This is a genomic window from Lysinibacillus sp. NPDC056185 (assembly GCF_047737915.1).
Taxonomy (GTDB): Bacteria; Bacillota; Bacilli; order Bacillales_A; family Planococcaceae; genus Lysinibacillus.
This window is the reverse complement of record NZ_JBLLLQ010000034.1, coordinates 19079-36604: the sequence shown is the minus strand read 5'-3', so window position 1 is coordinate 36604 and position 17526 is coordinate 19079. Positions and strand designations below refer to the sequence as shown.

Sequence of the window (17526 nt, the reverse complement as noted above, 5' to 3'; positions counted from 1 at the left end):
GAATGCAAGTATTATTTATTGTGAATGAAGCAGCAGGGCACGGCAAAGGTAAGAAAGTTTGGCATCACCTTCAACAACAATTAACAATGAACTATGAAGTCGCTTTTACAGAATATGAGGGGCATGGACAGGAACTTGCAAAAAATTGGGCGCAAGATGCTCAAACCAAAAAATTAATTGTTATTGTTGGCGGTGACGGCACAATACATGAGATTGTTAGTGGCGTTGTACATAATAAATTTATAGTTATTGGTGTAGTCCGTGCTGGTTCCGGAAATGATTTCGCACGATACTTTACTACATTTCAAAATGCTTTTCAAATTGAAAGCTATATACAAAAAGAAATGGCTAACCTCCAAATGGATGTTGGTACCGTTCAATTTGGAGATCAACTGCACGAAATATTTGTTAATAATGCTGGTGTGGGCTTCGATGCATTTGTCACAAAAAGAATTAATAAATCCCGTTTGAAGCTTTACCTCAATAAAATCGGGCTCGGCAAGCTATCCTATGCTGCCGCCGTTGTAAGAGGGTTATTTAGCTTTAGATGTTTTGATGTAACTATTCGTACAAACAATCAAGAATGGCAATTTAAGCAGGCGTGGTTTGTTGCGATGAGCAATCAACCTTATTTCGGAGGTGGAATGAAAATTTCCCCATCTTCTAAACCAGATGATGGACAAGTCGAAATAACAATCGTTCACGGTATTTCACGCCTTAAATTGCTACTAGTTTTTAGCACGGTTTTTTTTGAAAAGCATACAAAATTTAAAGAGGTTACTTTTTTGCAAGGCAATCAATTTAACATTTTCGTGCACGCAAATAACGTTGATGCTCATACGGATGGTAATTATATCGGAGAAATTAGAGAGGGAACGGGGATTCATTGTACAGTGCAACGTAATGCTTGGCAGGTTATATCAGACGAGCATTGAAGATGGCCCATCACTAAAATATCATTTCGCAATAATTTCATGCGAATTTTATGGTTATACGTTATACTATAAAAAATCAATAATTTCATGAGAAAGAAATGAGGAAAAAAATTGAGATTAAGAAATAAGCCTTGGGCGGAGGAAATGATTACGAGTCATCCAGAGGTGATTGTTCCGAATCCTGAAGACTTTAAAGGTAATTGGCAGGCTGTTTTTGGAAATGACAACCCGCTACATATTGAAGTAGGTACTGGGAAAGGTCAATTTGTCACAGGTATGGCCTTACAAAATCCGGATATAAATTATATTGGCATTGAGCTTTATGACAGTGTAATTGTTTGTGCATTAGAAAAAATTTTAGAGGCTAAATCTCCAGCGAATTTACGATTATTAAAAGTAAATGGCGCAGATTTATATAAATATTTTGGAAAAAATGATGTAGAGCGTGTGTATCTGAATTTCTCAGATCCTTGGCCGAAAACGCGCCATGCTAAGCGACGTTTAATGCACGGGGATTTTTTGAAATTATATGAGTCGATTTTAGTGGATGAGGGGGAAATCCATTTTAAAACGGACAACCGTGGTTTGTTTGAGTATTCATTAATGAGTATGTCTGAATATGGTATGTTACTAAAGTATGTATCACTCGACCTACATGCGAATATGCCAGAGGATAATGTTATGACTGAATATGAGGAGAAATTTTCTGCTAAAGGACAGCCAATTTATCGTCTAGAATCGCAATTCTTTACTAAATAGGGGGAGTATGGATGGATCAGTTAAAGTTTCACAATATGTCATTATCATGGCTAAACGGGGGTGTCACTTGCCTTGATGGCGGTGCTATGTTTGGAGTTGTACCAAAACCACTTTGGTCACGCAAATATCCAGTCAACGAAAAAAATCAAATCGAGCTACCAACTGAGCCGATTTTAATTCAATATGGTGGCAAAAACTATCTTGTTGATACTGGTGTTGGCTTTAACAAATTAAATGAAAAACAGCTACGAAACTTTGGGGTCACTGAGGAATCAACATTAGCGGCTAGCTTACAGGAGCTAGGATTAACAACAGCTGATATTGATGCAGTATTAATGACGCATTTACATTTTGACCATGCTGGAGGTTTAACGCAGTGGGAAAATGATGTACTTGTACCAACATTCCCAAACGCCAAAATCTTCGTAACGAAAATCGAATGGGAAGAAATGCGTGAGCCGAATATTCGCTCGAAAAATACGTATTGGAAAGAAAACTGGGAGCCAGTTCAGCACTTAGTAGAAACGTATGAAGGTACGTTAGAGGTAGTTCCGGGTATTGAAATGATCCATACGGGTGGTCATAGTGATGGACATGCCATTATAAAATTTACTCAAAATGGCGAGGTATTATTGCATATGGCAGATATTATGCCAACACATGCACACCAAAATCCATTATGGGTTTTAGCGTATGACGATTATCCAATGACGAGTGTCTATGCGAAGGAACGTATAATGAAAGAAGCACTTGCGAATGGCTACGGCTTTATTTTCTACCATGATGCGTATTACCGCATGATTAAATGGGATGAAACAGGTAAAGAAATTGTAGATAAGCTAGAACGTAGTAGACAAGCTGTTATTACATTCTAATTAATAGAACGTGTGAACCTTTTGTGTTCGCACGTTTTTTTCATCGTGTTGAAAACGATTGCGTCAATAAAATTAAGATAATTTAATAAAGTATCGCTCTTTGGCAAAACTAGGGTTTGATTTCCGTTCCGACTGGGCGCTTTCCTGGGGGCGTCCGATGAGCCGCTTCACTCGCGTTGCTCGCTCCAGGGTCTCATCTGTGACGCTAATCCCCGAGGAGTCGCCCATTCTCCACTCCAATCAAACGCTTCACATAGTATGTATCTCGGGTATGTCACTCTAATTTATAGTGATAAAACGGAACTTCACTTATTGTTTTATGCAAACGTAAGCTATGTGATAAAAATTATTGTAGTTGTATAGTAGGAACAGAAATTAACTTAACGTTATGAAGATATGCTTAATTGTCTATACCCCATTTTTTTGACACTTTTCTCGTGAACATCTTGGAAAATATGATACACTAAAAACTATACTAAAACACAAAAGAGAGTTGAAATTTACATGGCAACTGAGCAACCATTTTTACCAGTATTATTAGGATCAGATATGAATGCATATGGTATGGCACGTGCATTTTATGAAGCATATGGCATTAAACCACTAGTATTAGGACGTTCACATTTAACGGCAACGCAAGATAGTCATATCATAAATTTCGAAGAGATTGATCGCTTAAATGAACAGGATGTATTTGCACCTGCACTTGCAAAGGTCGCAAAAAAATATTCTGATAAAAAACTACTGTTGTTAGCTTGTGGAGATGATTATGCAAAGCTTATTATCAAAAATAAGCCAGCATTGCAGGAACATTTTACAGTACCATACATTGATGAATCACTTATGGATGAAATTTTATTAAAAGAAAATTTCTATAAAATGTGTGATAAGTACGATTTTAAATATCCAGGTACGACGACTGTAACAGCAGACAATTACGAAAACTTTACACCACCATTTGATTACCCAATTATTTTAAAGGCATCGAACTCGGTGGAATATTGGGCATGTAAATTCCCAGGCAAGAAAAAAGTTTTCGTTGCGAATGATGAAGCTGAAAAAACAGCTATTTTAAAAGCAATCTACAGCTCAACTTATCAGGATACGATGATTATTCAAGAATTCATTCCAGGTGATGATTCGTATATGCGTGTATTAAATGCGTATGTAGGGAAAGATGGCAAAGTAAAGCTAATGTGTCTAGGAAACCCAATCTTAGAAGAGCATTCACCTGAAGGAATCGGTAGTTATGCAGCCATTGTTACAACATACGATAAAGAATTAATGGATCAAGTACGTTCCTTCTTAGAGGATATCGGTTATACAGGCTTTGCTAACTTCGATATGAAATACGATATGCGTGACAAACAGTATAAGTTGTTTGAAATTAACTTACGTAATGGTCGCTCTAGTTATTATGTAACAGCAAGTGGTCATAATTTAATGAAATATGTAGCTGATGACCATATGTTAAATATTGAACAGGAAGTAACTTATGTTCAGGACAAGCATTTATGGATGATCATTCCTAAGGGTGTTCTGTTCAAATATGCATCAAATGAAAAGCTTAAGCTAGAAGCGAAAAAATTAATTCGTGAAGGGAAATATACAAACTCTCTTTACTTTAATCAAGATATGAATGCGAAACGTTGGGTGAAGCTAACATTAAATAATTTAAATTATTATCGCAAATATAAAAAATACTTCAACAATAAAGGATTGTCTGAGTAAAACGAAGAAGCCATCTCAACTAAATGAGATGGCTTCTTTTGTAGGGTTCTATAATATTTGTTCGTGTATTGCTGAGTAAGGTTATACTTCTGTTAGCTCTACTACTACACCAGAGCGAGCGTCAGCAGCAAATTCAAATGTTTGCATTTCGCCCTCGTTCATACGAGAGATACCTCCACGATATACAGGAATAGTCATAATGCCGTTTGAGAAATTGTCTGTCTTCATAAAAATCCAAGAACCGTCAATCGGTGAATCCTTTTTAAATTCCTTTTTTATGTTTTCGAGTACTTGTCCTGCAGGTACATACGGAGAAACCTTTTCACTTGCTTCTTTAACAATGACTGCGGCAGCTAGGCCAGTAGCAACACCAATTAAAAAATCACGTAATTTCATGCTTTTTTCCTCCTTTTTCTATAGCTCCATTTTAACATAGCATACAGAGTGAATGCACGTTCACACTTTAGCACTTTTTAGGAAATGTATCAATATTTCGGATTTGGAAATTGCACTGAGCCTTCGCTTTTGCACTGAGCAAATTTTGGATAAACTTCGAAGAGAAACTACACTCTCATTTTATCTTGCGGCTCATTGAAAAATGGGAGTTTTCTGCTGAATATAGATAAATATGTTACAATGGCAAAGGAAGAATATTCTACTTCGTGGGGGAGAGAGTCATCATGAATGAGGAAACATTACAATTATTTAAAACACTAACAGAATTACCAGGCGCGCCGGGAAATGAACATGCGGTACGTGCGTTCATGCGTTCTGAGTTGGAAAAGTACTCGGATGAGATCGTTCAGGATAATTTAGGGGGTATTTTCGGTGTGAAGCATAGTGAAATTGCTGATGCACCAAAAGTGTTAGTTGCTGGTCATATGGATGAAGTGGCATTCATGGTTACTTCTATTACTGATAATGGGATGATCCGCTTTCAAACATTAGGTGGCTGGTGGAATCAGGTAATGCTAGCGCAACGAGTTGAAGTATTTACTAAAAATGGTGCGATTCCTGGCGTAATTTCATCAATACCACCACATTTATTAACAGATGCTGAACGTTCTAAACCGATGGATATTAAAAATATGCTTATAGATGTTGGCGCAGACAATAAAGAAGATGCTATTGCACTTGGCGTTCGTCCAGGTCAATCAATTATCCCTGTCTGCCCATTTACACCAATGGCAAATCCGAAAAAAATTATGGCCAAAGCTTGGGATAACCGCTATGGCTGTGGATTGGCAATTGAATTGATGAAAGAAGTAAAAGGTGAAAAGTTAGCCTCGCATTTATATACAGGTGCCAATGTAATGGAAGAAGTTGGTCTGCGAGGTGCTCAAGTGTCCGCAAATATGATTAAACCAGATTTATTCTTTGCTCTAGATGCTTCACCTGCAAATGATATGTCAGGAGAAAAAAATCAATTTGGCCAGCTTGGAAAAGGGACATTATTACGTATTCTTGACCGTACGATGGTTACACATAGAGGCATGCGTGAATTCATCTTAGATACTGCGGAAACGAATAATATCCCTTATCAATATTTTGTATCACAAGGTGGTACGGATGCAGGACGTGTACACACGGCAAATGACGGCGTTCCTAGTGCAGTAATTGGTGTTTGCTCACGCTATATTCATACATCTGCTTCAATTATTCATATTGATGATTATGCAGCTGCAAAAGCTTTAATTGTGGAGCTAGTGAAAAAAGCAGATCGTTCGACATTAGCAACGATTCGCGCTAATGTGTAATGTGATTCCGCTGGAAGAAGTTAAAAGATGCCTTTAGGGGCATCTTTTTCTATGCGAAGAAAGAGGGATTAGAAAATGAACATAACTATTGGAACAACAAACAAAGCAAAAACAGAGGCAGTTGAAGTTATAGCTAGAAAATATTTTGATAAACCAAATTTCACCTACGTCAAGGCAGCTTCGCAAGTATCTGATCAACCGATGACTCATGAAGAAACACGATTGGGAGCAATAAACCGTTCGAAAAACGCAATCAAAGAGACAGGTGCCCAATTATCGTTTGGATTAGAGGGCGGAGTGACTGAAATTGATGGTGTTATGTATGTTTGTAACTGGGGAGCACTTACAGTTTCAAATGGCACAACTTATACAGCTGCTGGCGCACAAATTATATTACCAGAAGAAATTGCCCAGGAAATAAGAGCTGGGAAGGAACTTGGGCCTGTAATGGAGCACTATACACAACGCCGAGATATCCGACAAGGTGCGGGAGCTGTAGGTGTTTTCACGCAAGGGTTAGTAAGTCGTCAGATGATGTTCGAGCATATAGTTTCGCTTCTTATTGGCCAATATTTATTCACATTAGCACATGACTAGTTTCTGTTGATTAGTGATAATGGAATAGTGAAGTTGCAACTTTAAAATAATTTTTTAAAAATAGAAAAATATATGATAATTTACATGAGATGACGAAAATCGTTCATTCGGTTAAGATTAAATAATTGGATAGTTTTGAACAGAACGGTTCACAAACATGTGAGCCGTTTTCTCTTCATTTAACTTCTTTCAGCAATTATTTTCTGTAGCGCAAAAAACATTTGTTGGCCCAAAGCCGATTCCGGACGCAATTATGCCAAGGCATAATTGATTATATTAAGTTACAATAGACTCCTATCTATAGTTGATGAGCTAAATAAGGGGGAAGGATACCCAGATTTGCTGGAGTAAACGTCACGTTCTGCGACAATTTATTTCTGCGCGTCAGCGGTAATTACACCAAAAATATAAATTAATTTAGAAGAAAGGGTATGAGCTAGGTGAAACAAATTAAATCAGAACAACTTGTGACCCTATTAAAACAACAATTGAATGAGGAAAAGTTTGATTTTGAATTTGATAAAAAGCACGATAAATTACGCCTAAACCATAAAAAAATTGGTAAAGGAATGGAGCTATCTCTACCAGGCATTTTAGCAAAATATAATGACAAGCAAGGGGCTGCAATCGATGAAGTTGTTTATACAATCGAGCAAACCTTTAATGCTATGGAGCAAGAAATGGAACAGGGATTCCAAACTATTACAAAAATTTATCCAGTTATTCGCGCAACATCCTACCCTAAAGCCTCGAAGGAGGGGCATGCATTCATTACTACTGAACATACGGCAGAAACACGTATTTTTTATGCGCTTGATTTAGGAAAAACCTATCGTTTTATTGATGAATCCATGTTAGAGGTACTACAATTAACAGTAGAGCAAATTCGTGAAATGGCACGATTTTCCGCAAAGCAACTGCCAACAATTTATAAAAAAGATGAAGTTGCAGGGAATATTTTCTATTTTGTTAATGCTAATGATGGCTACGATGCAAGTCGTATTTTAAATGAAAGCTTTTTGAAAGAGATGCAGACGAACATTGAAGGTGACATGACGTTATCTGTGCCACATCAGGATGTATTAATAGTAGGTGATATTCGTAATGAAACAGGGTATGATGTATTAGCGCAGATGACGATGCATTTCTTCGCTGTCGGTACTGTACCGATTACGTCATTATCTTTTATTTATGAAGACGGGGAGCTAGAACCGATCTTTATATTAGCAAAAAACAGAGTTAAAAAGGAGCAAGAGAAACAATGAATGTATTTTACAACAAAGAGCATGTAGGAGATGTATTGCTAGTACAATTAGCAACAGAATCAATCGTGAAGACGGAGTTAGAACGTGCGGGTGATATTGCTATATTAAAGGAAGCACAAACGGGAGAAATTAAAGCATTTAATTTATTTAATGCCAGCAACTATATTCAAACTGATGCAAAAGGTCTAGTTGAAGTTACTCCAGAATTAGTAGCTCAACTAGAGGCAGCTATTGCAAAAAATGGAGCAGTAATCAGCCTTGATGTAGATTTTTCTCCAAAATTTGTTGTTGGCTATGTAGAAACAAAGGACAAGCATCCAAATGCTGATAAATTAAGTATTTGTTCTGTAAACGTAGGTGAAGAAACATTACAAATTGTATGTGGTGCGCCAAATGTGGAAGCAGGTCAAAAGGTTGTTGTAGCTAAAATTGGTGCGGTGATGCCTTCTGGAATGCTTATTAAAGAAGGTAATTTACGTGGTGTTGAATCATACGGTATGTTATGTTCAGCACGCGAATTAGCAATACCAAATGCACCTTCTGAAAAAGGAATTTTAGTATTACCGGAAGATGCGAAAACTGGTAGTGCGTTTGAGGCACCAACTAGATAAAGCCTTAGGAAGCACTTTAGCTGTGCGAAAGCGAAGCGACAGCAACAAATGTTTTCTGTGCGAAAGCGCAGCGGCAGCAACAATTTGCTAAGTGAAAATTGATTATATGTACTTAAAATCGTTATGCTACTATTATGCTAGTAACATAACGATTTTTTTATGTAGAATGAGCCTCTTAATGCAAGTTTCTGTTACATTTTTATGGTATGCTTTTTGTTATAGACATTTAACTTCTTTCAGAGGTCTCCTACCTCTATAGGTGGTGAGATGAATGCAGGTTTAGGCTACTTTTCAGTGGGTGTCCAAATACCCGCTAGAAATAGAGGAACTCAGTCTAGTGACCACATCGTGTTGGCCCAAAGCCTTCGGACGCAATTATGCCGAGGCATAATTGATTTAGTTAATGCTATAAATGAAGTGTAAGAGAAATGAGTGAACAAAGTGAATTGGTTAAAAAAACAAGTGAATAAAATTTTAAATAAAGATGACAATGATTACGAATATGAAGAGTTTTATGATGACTATGAAGAAGAACAATCCGAGCAGTTGCCTTCATATAAAGAAGCAACTGTAGCAAAGCAAAAAACTTTTCGTTTTCCGTTAATAGAGGATGAGGAATTTTCGGCTTCACCATCATCACCACCATCAAAAGAAGCATTCAATCAAATGGACGATACTTACTCCGGACAAATTGAAGATTTATCGCTACCGAGGCATTTAAATAATCATATTGTAGATTCGAGTGTTTATGATATTGAGGTTTCAGGTATTCGAGATCTATTAGCAAATCGGACGAAGAGAACTGGTAGAACGACGATTACACGAAGTCAGCCTGAACAGGAGAACCGTTCAAAAGCAAGTCTTGTTTTTCGAGATGCGCAAAATGAGGTACCGACGCCACCTAAAAATACGAATTATCAATTAGAAAAAGCAGATGAAAGTGTTTTACCCGAAAATCGCAAGCGTTTTGTACCAAGTGATGTTCCGTCACCAGTCTATGGTTTTTCTAAGCCAAGCCCAATTGAGCAATTATTAGAGAAACGGAAGGAAGAGCACGACAAGAAAGAGTTAGAAATACCTACAGCTTCTAAGTCTTTAAAAGAAGCGACAACAAATGAGGCTAATGAAAATATACTAGAAGAAAAAGAGCCTATTAGCGCAGTTCGGAAAGATGAATCTGAACAGCTTGAAAACCCTGAAAAAATTGAAGTACCTGCAATGCAACCGATTACTTTTGAAGATAAATTTACAGACGAAACAAATGATCATAGTGAAAAAACGACGACGGAATTACCTGTACCGCAAACAACTTCTTTTGCTGTAGAATTTGAAAATCAAGTGAAAGAAGCCGTTCAACATGAGCTGAATATTGAACAACTATCATCTGACCAATCAGAAATCCATGTAAAAGAAGTAGTTGTAGAACAAGTACAAATCGAAAATTCTACCATCCACATTGGTGAAGTTACAGTAGTCCAGCCACCAATGAATGAAGATGATAAGCAAGATGTGTTGCAGAAACAGCCTTTAGAAGAACAATCTGTAGAAAAGAAAGAAAAAAGTGGCATTCCATTTAATGTTTTAATGCTAAAAACTGATAAAGAGAAATGGAGAATCCAACAGCAATTTAAAAATATGAAGCCGACATCAACAATTGTTGAAATAAATCAAGAGGAACAGGAGCCTTCATCTGAGCTTATTAATTCGGGAGTAGAACATCAATTAGTGACATCTGAAAAAGAACAAATTCCACAATCTATAGATTTAGAGATAAGCGAGTTAGAGATGGACAATAAAACAACTCCACAGTTGACGAAGGAAAACGAGTATTCTATTGAAAATACTACTCCATCTGAAAAAGAACAAATTCCACAATCTATAGATTTAGAGATAAGCGAGTTAGAGGTGGACAATAAAACAGCTACAGAGTTGACGAAGGAAAACGAATTTTCTATTGAAAATACTATTCCATCTGAAAAAGAACAAATTCCACAATCTATAGATTTAGAGTTAAGCGAGTTAGAGGTGGACAATGAAACAGCTACAGAGTCGACGGAGGACAACGAGGTTTCTATTCAAAATACTGTTCCATTCAATGCTGCACCAGAGAGTGTCTCAGTCATTACAATGGCACCAGTCACATCAATGTCTAACGTTTCGACATTAGAAAAAACAGTGATTGATGTTGAGAGCTTCGACGAAATTTCAGCAACTACTGAAATGGACGTAGAAACAGCTACTGAACAGAAGCTTACTACCGAGAATGTAGTTATTCCTGAGGTGAATTCTATTGATACGGAGGAGTATCCGGAGCAACCTTCCATATTAGATGAAACATTAGTGGAAGTTCAAGTACAGGAAACACCTCGAAAACCTGTTCATGTGTATCAAAAGCCAGATGATGAGTTTTTAGAGCCACCTGAGGAAAAAACACAAGATACTGAGTGGATGGAGCAACAGGGAGATACATTGGTCGAAGCTTTGTCTTATTTCCAAGTCTCAGCTCAAATAGAATCCATTATGCAAGGACCTGCCGTGACACAATTTGAAATAACCGTGAGTCATGGTACAAAGGTTAGCAAAATCCGCAATCTATCAGATGATTTGAAGCTTGCATTGGCAGCGAAAGACATCCGCATCCAAGCACCGATTCCTGGGAAGAGCTCAATTGGCATTGAGATACCGAACCGTGTATCACGCGCTGTTCGATTATCAGAAGTGACAAATAGTGCTTCTTTCCTCGAGTCAGATTCACCGTTAGAAGCAGCATTGGGTCTGGATTTAACAGGGAAGCCTGTAACTATTGATTTACGAAAAATGCCACATGGATTAATTGCCGGAGCTACAGGTTCTGGTAAATCGGTTTGTATCAATTCAATTTTGGTTAGTTTATTATATAAAGCTGCACCACATGAATTAAAGCTGATGCTTATCGATCCTAAAATGGTAGAATTAGCACCGTTTAATCATATTCCACATTTAGTTAGCCCGGTCATCACCGATGTTAAGGCTGCTACAGCTGCACTGAAATGGGCAGTGGAGGAAATGGAGCGTCGTTATCAGTTATTTGCACATGCGGGCGCACGTGATATTACACGTTATAATGCAATTGCGGATAAAAATAATGAACATAGCTTAAAATTACCGTATATTCTAATTGTCATTGATGAATTGGCAGATTTAATGATGATGTCTCCTGCAGATGTAGAGGAGGCGATTTGTCGTATTGCTCAAAAGGCACGTGCTTGTGGTATCCATTTAATTGTTGCAACTCAAAGACCGTCTGTTGACGTTATTACAGGGCTTATTAAATCAAATATTCCTACACGTATTGCTTTTGCGGTATCATCACAAATCGACTCACGTACAATTTTAGATGCGCAAGGTGCAGAAAGATTGCTTGGACGAGGCGATATGTTATATTTAGGTAATGGTATGTCTGCTCCGGTGCGTTTGCAGGGGACATTTGTGACAGATGATGAAATTGAAGCGATCATTGAGCATGTTCGTGAGCAAGGAGAGCCTGATTATATATTCGATCAAGAGGAACTTTTAAAGAAGACGGAGGTTTCCGCTGAGCAAGATGAACTGTTCGAGGATGTATGTCGATTTGTTTATGAGCAGGGAGGAGCTTCTACTTCCTTAATTCAGCGCAAATACCATATTGGCTATAATCGTGCTGCTCGTTTAATCGATATGTTGGAATCGCATGGCTTTGTGTCTGAGGCACGTGGCAGTAAACCACGAGAAAGTTACATTACAGAAGAAGATTTAATTGCTATGTTTGAATAAGAATTACATTGTTTTCGTATAGATTATCTTATTCGCGTAAAAATTAGTATTTTTAGAAAAGTTACACATTTATCCTAATGCATAAATAGTGCTATAATAGACGAGATATGAAGATGAGTACGTATTTTTTAGTACTTACAAAGGTATTAATACCTAATAATTAGTGAAAAATACGATACACCTAATAGATGATAGAAGGGATATTGAATTCCCGGGGGGTTTAATTAATGACAGTTTTTCATTTCACAGGCATTAAAGGTTCTGGCATGAGTTCACTTGCACAAATCTTATTTGATGCTGGTGAACAAGTACAGGGCTCAGATGTTGATAAATATTTCTTCACGGAACAGCCGTTACGTGATCGTAATATTCCAATTTTTACATTTACCGCAGATAATATTAAAGAAGGTATGACAGTTATTGCAGGGAACGCATTTCCTGATGACCATCCTGAATTAGAGCGTGCTCGTGAAATCGGTGTAGAAGTTATTCGCTACCATAAATTTTTAGGTGAATATATCGGTAATTATACGTCGATTGCTATTACTGGTGCACATGGTAAAACATCAACAACAGGCTTGATGGCTCATGTTGTAGGTGGGTATAAACCAACTTCTTATTTAATCGGTGATGGAACAGGAGCTGGACATGAAAATGCTGACTTCTTTGTGATGGAAGCATGTGAATACCGTCGACACTTTTTAGCTTATAATCCCGATTACGCTGTAATGACTAATATTGATTTTGACCATCCAGACTACTTTGCAAACATAGAGGATGTTTATTCAGCATTTCAATCATTAGCACTACAGGTTAAAAAAGCAATTATTGCTTGCGGTGATGATGAACATCTACAACGTATTCAAGCAAAGGTGCCTGTTGTTTATTACGGTTTTGGGGCTGAAAATGATTTTGAAGCTCGTAATGTTGAAAAAACAACTAAGGGTACAAAATTTGATGTATTTGTCCGTAATGAATTTTATAGCACTTTCTTTATCCCGTTATTTGGAGATCATGCGGTATTAAATACATTAGCTGTTATTACACTTTGCCAATATGAAGGTATTTCACCAGAAATCGTTCAAGAACGTTTATACACATACAAAGGTGTAAAAAGACGTTTTACAGAAACGAATATTGGGAATAATGTTTTAATAGATGACTATGCACACCATCCAACAGAAATCCGTGCAACGGTTCAATCAGCACGACAAAAGTTTCCGGATCGTGAGTTAGTAGCTATTTTCCAACCACATACATTTACACGTACACAAGCTTTTTTACAGGATTTTGCGGATAGTCTAAGTCTTGCAGATACAGCATACTTATGTGATATTTTTGGCTCTGCAAGGGAAACACAAGGCGCACTTTCAATCCAAGATTTAGCGTCTTTAATTGAAGGCAGTGCAGTGATTACCACTGAAGGAATTGAAGTGTTAACAAAGCATAAGGACGCAGTATTTTTATTTATGGGCGCAGGCGATGTTCACAAATTCCAAGATGCTTTTGAAGACGTGCTAAAGAACAACGAAACAGCTTAGTCCGCAAGGAATAAGCTGTTTTTTCTCAAAAATGAGGAGGAATTCAGTTTTTTTTGTCGAATTTAAGGAAATGAATAGTAAAGAGAATTTTTACTTGTAGGAGGTCTAGTTATGGAAGTTATTTTGTATATTGCAGCAATTATCGCAGCAATCGGTTTTTTAATTTTTTGTGTGAGCGTTGGAATGACATTATTTTCGCTCAAACCAATCCTTAACAGTTTAGCTGGAACATTATCGGGTATTGAAGGACAAATGGAAGGTATTACACGTGAAACGACTTCCTTACTATCCAAAACAAATAGCTTGGCAGAGGATATTCAAGAAAAATCTGAACAGTTAAATTCCGTTGTTCATGCAGTCAAAGGAATTGGCGACTCTGTAAATGGTTTAAATACATCTGTACAGCAAATTACTTCTTCAATTTCTAAAACTGTGGAACAAAATGAAGAAAAAATTGCGCAAGTTGTTCAATGGAGTAATGTCGCAATAGGCATTGCAGATAAGTGGAAGAATCGTAAAATTATCGATCAGGCCAATGAGGTGATTCAAGAAGATGTTTATTCTTCTGAATCAGAGCAGTCGGAAAAACCGAAAAGAAAATGGGGCCGTAAAAAATAATTATTATTCGGTGGCATTAAATGTCAACGGAATAAAAATAAAGTCTTAAGCATATGTTGAAGAATGCATCCGCGAAAGCAGATGGACAACCAGTCTAAGCAAATTAGATAATAAGATGGGGAGGAATTGTTGCATGACAACTCAAAAGCCAAATTATAATGAAGTGAAGGAACAACAACTTGAAAGTTCATTGCCACAGCTTTATCAACCGCAAGAGTCGATCTATGAAGAGGAGCGAGTGAACATGAAGGATTTTGTTATTGGCGCATTAGTTGGGGGTATAGTAGGTGCAGCTGCAGGCTTATTACTAGCTCCAAAATCAGGGAAAGATTTACGTAGCGATGTAGCAGTACAAGCTGTTAACTTAAAAGATAAGAGTGCAGATTTCTCGACAACTGCTAAAGATAAAACGGTTCAATTATCTAAACAAATTCAAGAACAATCTACACAATTAGTAGAGAAAGTAAAAATATTAAAATCAGCAAAAGCACCAACTGTTTTTGACGATGGTACTGTTTCTTTTGAGGGTGAAGAGCCACTGGAGGATTTCATTCCTAGTGAAGAACCTAAAGCAGAGGATGCTAGTGAAAAAAAGGAACAAGCTGAAGAAAAAAGTGAAGAAGTTCGGGCATAATAGATAAAAGGGATACGCTACATCTTATCATAGATGTAACGTATCCCTTTTTTTAAGATATTGGCGCTTTTTCTAGTAAAATCTCTAATTTATCCCCGCCGAAAATCTCCATATCAAAGCTGGCCGGTTGACCATTTCGTAAAATTGTAAAATTACCTTTAAATGTAGTAGGTAGTTGCCAATTAGAGAAGCGGAACACATCCTGGTATATCCAACGACTTCGGTCTTTTTCTTTAAATGAAAGTGTTGCTCCATTTGGAACGGTTGAAAGAGGTGAAACTACTACATGATTAACGAGAACTTCGTTGGCCATCTTCTTCAGCTCTAACACTTCGTTTTGAAAGTGTATGATGATTTTATCCTCAAGTAAAACATTCATTTGGTCAGCAATCCGTTGAACAGTAGGGAATGTTTGTTGCTGAAATGTAAGTACATCACCATCTTGGACAGCATATGACATTTTAGCTGGTTTACCATTAATCATTAGATGGGCTGAAAACTCTGGTAAATAAAGTGGCTTTCCGTCCACTTGAATATAAAATGACTCAAATTGTTTTAATAACTCCCAATTATTTGTGAGCTTAAATACATCCTCGACTGTTTCGGATATTTCAAACATCACAACATCTCGATCATTTAATGCACTATCGAGTGATGCGCTAGAACTATTAACAGTTATTTGTGGTTCAATTACATATTTTGTATGCTGAATTGTAATTGTTTTAATGGCAGCATCATCTACAATATCTCTCACCGTAGCATTAGCTGGCTGACCGTCTTGGCCTTCAATTAGCTGGATAGCATCGCCTGTTTTAATCATCGTTTTAGTGGATGCCTGATGACCATTCACTAAAATTTCTGCCGGCTGACCGTGACCACCAGGGATGAAAATATCTTGTCCATTTACATTCACTGATAATCCATATCCCGGTTTTCCATATAATTGCTTTGCTCGAATATTGGCTGCTAAAAATGCATCAGCAACGGTCATTTCCTTTAATTCAAAAAGGCGAACTACTTGCTCATTGACAGTTAGACTCATATATTGAATAGGCATTTTTTTTGCTGCGATGGCGATACCAATTGGGGTCACCAATTCAGGAGATGCTTTGATATGATCTTCCTTCGTTAAGTTTTGAATGGCATCAATCCCTCGAACGGCAATGCGATTGGCAGGTAAATCTAGTACCAGTCCAAGTTCAGTTGTAAGATTTGGTGTTAAGCTACCTCCACCAACAAGCATTACCGCCTTAGGAGCTATGCGATTATTAAGACGCAAAATTTCTTCCCCAATGGCTTTTGCAAGTTGCTTAACAGCAGGTTCAATTGCTTGAAGAACTTCTTCTTTCGGATAATATTGGTCAAAGCCTAAAATATCCTGAATTAAAATTTCTTCATCTGTTTGCAGTTGACGTTTCGCTTTTTCGGCAACTGGAAAGTCGAGTAAGTAGTGGTCACTTAAAGCCTCTGTTATTTCATCACCAGCTGTTGGTACCATGCCATATGCGACAACGGTACTTTTATCGGTAATGGCAATATCAGATGTACCAGCACCAATATCAACAAGCGCCACATTTAAACGACGCATTGTTGGGGGGATAAGCACATTAATAGCTGCAATAGGTTCTAATGTTAGTGCATCCATTTCTAAATCCGCGCGTTTAAGAGCCGCGATAAGTGATTCTACGACAACTCGTGGCAAGAACGTAGCAATAACTTCAATTTGTGCTTCATCACCTTGCTGATCGAGTAGGCTACCAATTTCTTCGCCATCTAAACGATAGTATAAAACTGAATAACCAACACAATAATAGTGGCTTATTTTAGCGTCTTCTTTTTGTTGAAGGAGCTGTTGCTGTGCCTGTTGAACAGCTTGCAGTTCTAAACGACTTATATCTTCTTCTGTAAAGATTGGTCGATTACGTATATTGATCGTCACGCTTGCTTGTTCTGTTTTTAATGAACGACCAGCCGCAGCGACGCTCACTTTTTTTAAAGGACCATGCTTCTCTTCAAGTTCATGTTTAATTTCATTGATTAAATCTGCCACATACATGACATTATGTATTTGACCATCAACCATGGCGCGTTCTTTATGTTCTTTTACTAAGATGTCTTCCACGTGAAAGCGGTCATTATCTTCAGCTAAAATAATGCCTACTACAGAACGTGTACCGATATCAAGTGCAAATAATTTTGAACTCAATGTCCTCGCTTCCTTTCTAGTTATATGTTAACTTCTTTCAGCAAAATTCAGCTGGCATAGAGGAACTCAGGCTAAGAACTTCACATCCTGTGAAAGCGCCTGAGTGACCAACATCGTGTTGCTGACGCTACGCTTTCGCACAAAAAACATTTGTTGGCCCAAAGCCTCCGGCGGATGTCACGAAACGGAAAGGAGTTCTTTATAC

At 37.5% G+C, this 17526-nt stretch carries 14 protein-coding genes; 12 read left to right on the top strand and 2 right to left on the bottom strand.

The window, feature by feature from the left end; genetic code table 11:
- The first annotated feature begins 2 nt into the window (after positions 1 to 2).
- The 4 genes from ACMZ42_RS22930 (at position 3) to ACMZ42_RS22915 (ending at position 4300) form a co-directional block, all read left to right on the top strand.
- Entirely contained in the window at positions 3 to 935 is a 933-nt protein-coding gene (locus tag ACMZ42_RS22930; RefSeq protein ID WP_415732902.1) for a diacylglycerol/lipid kinase family protein, read from the top strand.
- Positions 936 to 1046: 111 nt separating this feature from the next.
- Entirely contained in the window at positions 1047 to 1694 is a 648-nt protein-coding gene (gene trmB / locus ACMZ42_RS22925; RefSeq protein ID WP_370075807.1) for a tRNA (guanosine(46)-N7)-methyltransferase TrmB, read from the top strand.
- Between the two features lie 11 nt (positions 1695 to 1705).
- Positions 1706 to 2569: a YtnP family quorum-quenching lactonase gene (locus ACMZ42_RS22920; protein ID WP_415732901.1), complete on the top strand. Its 864-nt coding sequence runs from the start codon at positions 1706 to 1708 to the stop codon at positions 2567 to 2569.
- Positions 2570 to 3073: 504 nt separating this feature from the next.
- Complete coding sequence (locus ACMZ42_RS22915; protein ID WP_370075803.1) at positions 3074 to 4300, top strand: ATP-grasp domain-containing protein; 1227 nt, start codon at positions 3074 to 3076, stop codon at positions 4298 to 4300.
- Between the two features lie 81 nt (positions 4301 to 4381).
- Here ACMZ42_RS22915 and ACMZ42_RS22910 read toward each other — a convergent pair whose 3' ends face one another.
- Positions 4382 to 4696: a hypothetical protein gene (locus ACMZ42_RS22910; protein WP_323655168.1), complete on the bottom strand. Its 315-nt coding sequence runs from the start codon at positions 4694 to 4696 to the stop codon at positions 4382 to 4384.
- Between the two features lie 284 nt (positions 4697 to 4980).
- Here ACMZ42_RS22910 and ACMZ42_RS22905 point away from each other — a divergent pair, with 284 nt between their 5' ends.
- The 8 genes from ACMZ42_RS22905 to ACMZ42_RS22870 all read left to right on the top strand — a co-directional run bounded on the left by ACMZ42_RS22905 (position 4981) and on the right by ACMZ42_RS22870 (position 15115).
- Positions 4981 to 6057: a M42 family metallopeptidase gene (locus ACMZ42_RS22905; protein WP_415732900.1), complete on the top strand. Its 1077-nt coding sequence runs from the start codon at positions 4981 to 4983 to the stop codon at positions 6055 to 6057.
- Positions 6058 to 6132: 75 nt separating this feature from the next.
- A complete protein-coding gene (locus tag ACMZ42_RS22900) occupies positions 6133 to 6654 on the top strand; it encodes a DUF84 family protein (protein ID WP_402882088.1) in 522 nt (173 codons plus the stop codon).
- Positions 6655 to 7094: 440 nt separating this feature from the next.
- The gene (locus tag ACMZ42_RS22895; RefSeq protein WP_415732899.1) at positions 7095 to 7919 is read left to right on the top strand and encodes a DUF1444 domain-containing protein; all 825 of its coding nucleotides are present in this window, start codon (positions 7095 to 7097) and stop codon (positions 7917 to 7919) included.
- Entirely contained in the window at positions 7916 to 8530 is a 615-nt protein-coding gene (gene ytpR, locus ACMZ42_RS22890; RefSeq protein WP_370075795.1) for a YtpR family tRNA-binding protein, read from the top strand. Before ACMZ42_RS22895 ends, ytpR begins: the two co-directional genes overlap by 4 nt.
- A gap of 441 nt (positions 8531 to 8971) precedes the next feature.
- Complete coding sequence (locus tag ACMZ42_RS22885) at positions 8972 to 12322, top strand: DNA translocase FtsK (RefSeq protein WP_415732898.1); 3351 nt, start codon at positions 8972 to 8974, stop codon at positions 12320 to 12322.
- Positions 12323 to 12549: 227 nt separating this feature from the next.
- Complete coding sequence (gene murC / locus ACMZ42_RS22880) at positions 12550 to 13863, top strand: UDP-N-acetylmuramate--L-alanine ligase (RefSeq protein ID WP_370075791.1); 1314 nt, start codon at positions 12550 to 12552, stop codon at positions 13861 to 13863.
- 111 nt (positions 13864 to 13974) lie between these two features.
- Positions 13975 to 14481: a DUF948 domain-containing protein gene (locus ACMZ42_RS22875; RefSeq protein WP_370075789.1), complete on the top strand. Its 507-nt coding sequence runs from the start codon at positions 13975 to 13977 to the stop codon at positions 14479 to 14481.
- Between the two features lie 133 nt (positions 14482 to 14614).
- Positions 14615 to 15115: a YtxH domain-containing protein gene (locus ACMZ42_RS22870; protein WP_370075787.1), complete on the top strand. Its 501-nt coding sequence runs from the start codon at positions 14615 to 14617 to the stop codon at positions 15113 to 15115.
- 52 nt (positions 15116 to 15167) lie between these two features.
- On the opposite strand, the gene ACMZ42_RS22865 is transcribed toward ACMZ42_RS22870, so the two are convergent.
- The gene (locus tag ACMZ42_RS22865) at positions 15168 to 17321 is read right to left on the bottom strand and encodes a cell division FtsA domain-containing protein (RefSeq protein ID WP_415732897.1); all 2154 of its coding nucleotides are present in this window, start codon (positions 17319 to 17321) and stop codon (positions 15168 to 15170) included.
- Positions 17322 to 17526 lie beyond the last annotated feature (205 nt).